Source organism: Actinospica durhamensis, assembly GCF_018139695.1.
GTDB classification, from domain to species: Bacteria; Actinomycetota; Actinomycetes; order Streptomycetales; family Catenulisporaceae; genus Actinospica; species Actinospica durhamensis.
The window spans coordinates 1-4,545 of the sequence record NZ_JAGSOG010000430.1 but is presented as its reverse complement, the minus strand read 5'-3'; the positions used below and the strand labels follow the sequence as shown (position 1 = coordinate 4,545).

General features: G+C 72.2%; 6 protein-coding genes. 3 read left to right on the top strand and 3 right to left on the bottom strand.

What is annotated here, in order from left to right; all coding sequences use genetic code 11:
* On the top strand, window positions 1-594 hold a 594-nt coding region (locus KDL01_RS39195; RefSeq protein ID WP_212533794.1), incomplete at its 5' end, for a TetR/AcrR family transcriptional regulator.
* A 362-nt stretch (window positions 595-956) separates the two neighbouring features.
* The gene (locus tag KDL01_RS39190) at window positions 957-1,169 is read left to right on the top strand and encodes a DUF397 domain-containing protein (RefSeq protein ID WP_212533793.1); all 213 of its coding nucleotides are present in this window, start codon (window positions 957-959) and stop codon (window positions 1,167-1,169) included.
* A 93-nt stretch (window positions 1,170-1,262) separates the two neighbouring features.
* Here KDL01_RS39190 and KDL01_RS39185 read toward each other — a convergent pair whose 3' ends face one another.
* Window positions 1,263-2,177, bottom strand: a complete 915-nt coding sequence (locus KDL01_RS39185; RefSeq protein ID WP_212533792.1) for a helix-turn-helix domain-containing protein — start codon at window positions 2,175-2,177, stop codon at window positions 1,263-1,265.
* 310 nt (window positions 2,178-2,487) lie between these two features.
* Between KDL01_RS39185 and KDL01_RS39180 the strand changes: the two genes are divergently transcribed.
* A complete protein-coding gene (locus tag KDL01_RS39180; protein ID WP_212533791.1) occupies window positions 2,488-2,688 on the top strand; it encodes a hypothetical protein in 201 nt (66 codons plus the stop codon).
* A gap of 430 nt (window positions 2,689-3,118) precedes the next feature.
* Here KDL01_RS39180 and KDL01_RS39175 read toward each other — a convergent pair whose 3' ends face one another.
* Both KDL01_RS39175 and KDL01_RS39170 read right to left on the bottom strand, forming a co-directional pair.
* Window positions 3,119-3,958, bottom strand: coding sequence for an ABC transporter ATP-binding protein (locus KDL01_RS39175; RefSeq protein ID WP_212533790.1), 840 nt, complete (start codon window positions 3,956-3,958; stop codon window positions 3,119-3,121).
* Window positions 3,955-4,545 (bottom strand): FecCD family ABC transporter permease (locus KDL01_RS39170; protein ID WP_212533789.1); only part of this gene is annotated, 591 nt, incomplete at its 5' end. The genes KDL01_RS39170 and KDL01_RS39175, both read right to left, overlap by 4 nt.

Sequence of the window (4,545 nt, the reverse complement as noted above, 5' to 3'; positions counted from 1 at the left end):
GCCCCGCCCCGCCGCCCCGGCCGCCCGCGCAGCGAGCAGGTCGAGGACGCTATCCTGGACGCCGTGATCAGCCTGCTGAGCCAGGGCTCGAGTTACGACGCGCTCTCGATGGAGCTGATCGCCAGCACCGCCGGCGTCGGCAAGGCGGCCATCTACCGCCGCTGGGCGAACAAGGAGGCGCTGGTCCTGGCCACCCTGCGCCGCGCCTTCCACAGCACCCCGCGCACCCCGCCGCGCGGGGAGTCGGTGCGCGAGGACCTGATCGACCTGATGCGCCAGATGCGCCACAACGTGCTCGAGTCGGAGGAGGGCGCGGCCTTCGCCGTGCTGATCCAGACCCTCACCAACAACGCCGCCCTGATGCACCGGTATCAGGAAACGGTCATCGAGCCCCGCCGCGAGCAGTACCGCGAGGTCCTGCGCCGCGGCGTGGCCGAGGGCGAGCTGCGCGCCGACCTCGACGTCGAGCGCGCGACCGTGATGCTCACCTCGACCCTGCTGTTCGTGTGCAAGCTCTACCCGACCTTCGAGGTCAAGGACGACTACTGCATCGGCCTGGTGGACGACCTGCTGCGCGGCTCCCTGCCGCGCTGAGGGTGGGGGTCGAGGGTCAGGGCCGCAGACCGAAGCCGCAGGACCGGGGCCGCCCGTCCGCCCGCGCGCCCGGACCCCGGAACGCTCGATCAGCCGCCAGGACTCCGGTTCCTCCACGACGGCGAAGGCCACCGCCCGGGGACGGCTCGGCGTGCGGGCGGCGCGACATACGGCGCCGTACTCCGCCTGCGCGGCGCGTCTGGCGAATCGGAGCCAATCGCCGCTTTGTCGCTGCGGCACCGTTAGTCTGGCGGCGGGCTGACGACGTGTCAGCTTCGGGCCGTCTGTGATGACAGCTCGTATGAGGAAGAAGCCGGACCGGAGTCGACTGCCGCTCCGGTCCTCTTGATGAAAGTGAGACCATGACGCCCTCTGAGAATGCCGCCCGGCCCTGGCGCAAGGCTTCCGCCTGCCTCGACAGCGAGGCCTGCGTGGAGGTGGCCGACGCGGCGGGCGGCGGTGTGGCCGTGCGGCGCTCCGGTGACCCCGACGGCGCGGTGCTCGAGTTCAGTGCCCCCGAGTGGACGGCCTTCGTCGCCGGTGTCCTCGCGGGCGAGTTCGGCGGTGTGCGTTAGCGGTCGCTGAACGCTCCTGCTCGTGGACCACGGGCAGGAGCAGCTCCCTGATCCTCCCCTGGTCTTCCTGCGGGTTCGAGCCGTGCGGGCCGGTCAGGCCCAGTCCCGCACCCGTGCCAGCGCCTGCTCGATCCGCTGCCGGGACAGCTCGGGGCTGAGCGCGGTGTCCTCGAGGATTCCGAAGGCCTCCGCCAGCCGGGCCACCTCCGACTCCCGCTCGATCAGCCTGCCGCCGAAGATGGACTCCATGTAGCCGGTGCGGGCGGGCTGGTTCGGTTCGTCCGGGAAGTCGAGCAGATGCCAGGTCGCGGTCTCGCTGGCCGGATAGATGCCGGCCTCCAGCGGAATGATCTGGAGTCTGATGTTGGGCCAGCTCAGGCGCTCGAGCAGGGTGGCGAGCTGTCCGCGCATGACCCCGGGATCGGCGGTGCGCCGCAGGATCACGTTCTCGTCGAGGATGGCGTGGTGCAGCAGCGGCTGCTCCCCGGTGAGCAGCTGCTGGCGCTGGGAACGCAGGATCACGCGGTCGTGCGACCGCTCGGGTATGCCCTCGCCGGGACGGTAGAACCCGGGCGGGGCGACGACGTCGAGCTTCTCGATCATGGTCGAGTACTCCACCGTCTGATGCAGGCCGGGCAGCACCATGCAGCTGTACGTGCGCACCCGCACGGCGAGCTGTTCGAGTGCGATGAAGGCCCCGTACCCGCCCGGATTCAGGCCCACCTGCAGGTCGTCGAGCTTGCGGGCGGACTTGGCGAGTTCGATCAGGCGCTCGCGCTCGCCCGGGTCGACGTCGTAGAGGACGCACAGGTCGTGCACGTCGCGGGGGACGGCGCCGCGGCGGGCGGTCTCCATCCGGCTCAGCTTGGTGGGGGAGAAGCTCGAGCCGAACCGCACCCGCATCGCCTCGGTCACCTCGGCGATGGTCATCCCCCGCTCGTCGCGCAGGCGTCGCAGGGCATTGCCGAGTTCGAGCCGGCGCAGCATGGGCCTGGCCACATCCGCCATCTTCGACACCTCCTCGGGGGGTCGGGCCGGTACGGATCGGAAGCGGCATCTGCCTGCTGACACTACCCCTGTACAGTGCCGCGGGCCAGTGCCGGTGGAGCGTGCCCCCGGACCGTGCCGCAGGCCACGGCCGGCTGCGGGTGCGTGGGGCCGTTGCCCGGAGAACGTGCCCGAGGAAACTGCATATGGCACTTGCCAATCCGCCTTCCCGGGGACACTATCAGACCATCAGCCGTCTGCGAATCCCGGGCGTGCGCCGCCCGCGGGACCGCTCGGCGGCGCACCTGGGAAGCGGGGAGGAGGAAGCTCCATGGCGAGACTCGAACGGCCGCGAGGTGACGGCCGCTACATCGTCGACTGTCCGGCCTGCGAGGGCACGGGACGGATCAGGCATGTCGATTCTGTGGTGCTGACCGGCTGCCGACTGTGCTGGGAACGGGGTGTGTGCTCTCCGATCGTCGCGAACCGCTATCGCAAGAAGCTGGCGGACGCGGGGGAGGGCACCGAGTGAGCACGCTCATTGAGGACACGCGCATCCAGGAGGCGTCAGGGGTCGAACAGGGGGAGTGAGGCGAGGCCCGCCGCACGGGGGGACGGCGGGCCTCGCGGGCGGAGAGTTGTCGAGGACTCTCCGCGGCGCCGAAGGGGTTCGCCGCCCGGGTCCGAGGACCGCGCGGGCGGCGGGGGCGGTTCCGGCGCCGGCGGCGCGGATCCGTACGGGGGGACGGATCGGGCGCCGCGGTCGGCACGCGGGCCCCCACGGGGGGGAAGGGGCGCTGCGTACCTTCAGGCGAGGCCCCATCGCACGGGGGGACGATGAGGCCTCGAAGAGGATTATTCACAGCGCGCGGGTCCTTGGCGACCCCTATCGGAAAAGTTCTCGCTGGGAATCATCGTCCTTACGGCCCGTGTTCGGCCGCCGACCCCGTTGTCCCGGTTGGTCACGGATTCGCAGGCGGCCGATGGTCACGCAGAGTCGACATCGCGTCGGCATGGATGCCCGCGGTGCCCGGCCGCACGGGCGTCACCGCGGGAACTCCCAATATATCAGTGCTCACCGATACTATCGCCCGGTAGACCGCCGCGACGCGTTCCGCGGTGAGCACCTCGGCCGGGGTGCCGTCGGCCGCGGTGCGCCCGCGGTCGAGCAGCACCAGGCGCTCGGCGTACTGGGCCGCCGCGGTCAGGTCGTGCAGGGTGGTGACCACCGTCAGCCCGTCTTCCCGGCGCAACCCGTCCACCAGCTCGAGCACCTGTTGCTGGTGCCCGAGGTCCAGGGCCGTGGTCGGCTCATCGAGCAGCAGCGCCCGCGGCCGCTGCGCCAGCGCCCGCGCCAGTGCTGCCCGCTGCCGCTCCCCGCCGGAGAGCGTGCCGAGCCGGCGCCGGGCCAGCGGGCCGAGTTCGAGCCGTTCCAGGACGCCCTCGACCAGCTCCCGGTCGCCGGCTCCGGGTACGCCCAGGTAGCCCAGGTACGGCGTACGCCCGAGCAGGACGTAGTCGCGCACGGCGAGTTCGGGCGGCAGCACCGGACGCTGCGGCAGATACGCCAGGATCCGGGCCAGCTCGCGGCGGCCGCGTCCGGCCGGGCCCGGGTCGAAGGTCACCGTGCCCTGATACGGGATCAATCCGGCCAGCGCGCGCAGCAGCGTGGACTTGCCCGCGCCGTTCGGCCCGAGCACGGCCAGCCAGCCGCCGCTGGCCACCTGCAGCGACACGCCGTCCACCGCCACCGTGCCGCCGGGCAGCACCACCCGCACGTCCGTCGCCGTCAGGGTGCTCATGCGCCGCCGCCGGACTGGGTGCGCCGCAGGATCAGGATGAACACCGGCGCCCCCACCACGGCCGTGACCACGCCGATGGGCAGCTCCGCGGGGCTGAGCGCGGTGCGCGCGACGGTGTCGGCCAGGCTCAGGAAGGCGCCCCCGATCAGCAGCGAGAGCGGCAGCACCACCGCGTACGACGGGCCGCCGAGCCGCCGGGCCACGTGCGGCACCACGATCCCGACGAAGCCGATCAGTCCGCTGACGGCCACGGCGGTGGCGGCCGCCAGCGAGGCCGCGGCGATCACGATCAGCCGGGTGCGCCCGGCGTTCAGGCCCAGGCTGTGCGCCTCGTCGTCGCCGAGCGCGAGCACGTCGAGCCGCCGGCCGTGGGTGAGCAGGACCAGCACACTGAGCGCCGCGTACGGCAGCGCCTCGGTCACCTGGCTCCAGCCGGCCGTGGCCAGCGAGCCGAGCAGCCAGGAGTAGACCTCTTGCAGATCCTGCGCGTCACGCTGCATCAGGTACGTCTGCGCGGCGGTCAGGAACATGCCCACGGCCACGCCCGAGAGCAGCAGCGTCGCCGTGGTGTTCCCGCCCTCGCCGGG

What these genes read in the sequence shown, in the direction of transcription:
- KDL01_RS39190 (WP_212533793.1), top strand. Translation starts at nt 957, where the DNA reads ATGACGCCCTCTGAGAATGCCGCCCGGCCCTGGCGCAAGGCTTCCGCC.
- KDL01_RS39185 (WP_212533792.1), bottom strand. Translation starts at nt 2,177, where the DNA reads ATGGCGGATGTGGCCAGGCCCATGCTGCGCCGGCTCGAACTCGGCAAT.
- KDL01_RS39180 (WP_212533791.1), top strand. Translation starts at nt 2,488, where the DNA reads ATGGCGAGACTCGAACGGCCGCGAGGTGACGGCCGCTACATCGTCGAC.
- KDL01_RS39175 (WP_212533790.1), bottom strand. Translation starts at nt 3,958, where the DNA reads ATGAGCACCCTGACGGCGACGGACGTGCGGGTGGTGCTGCCCGGCGGC.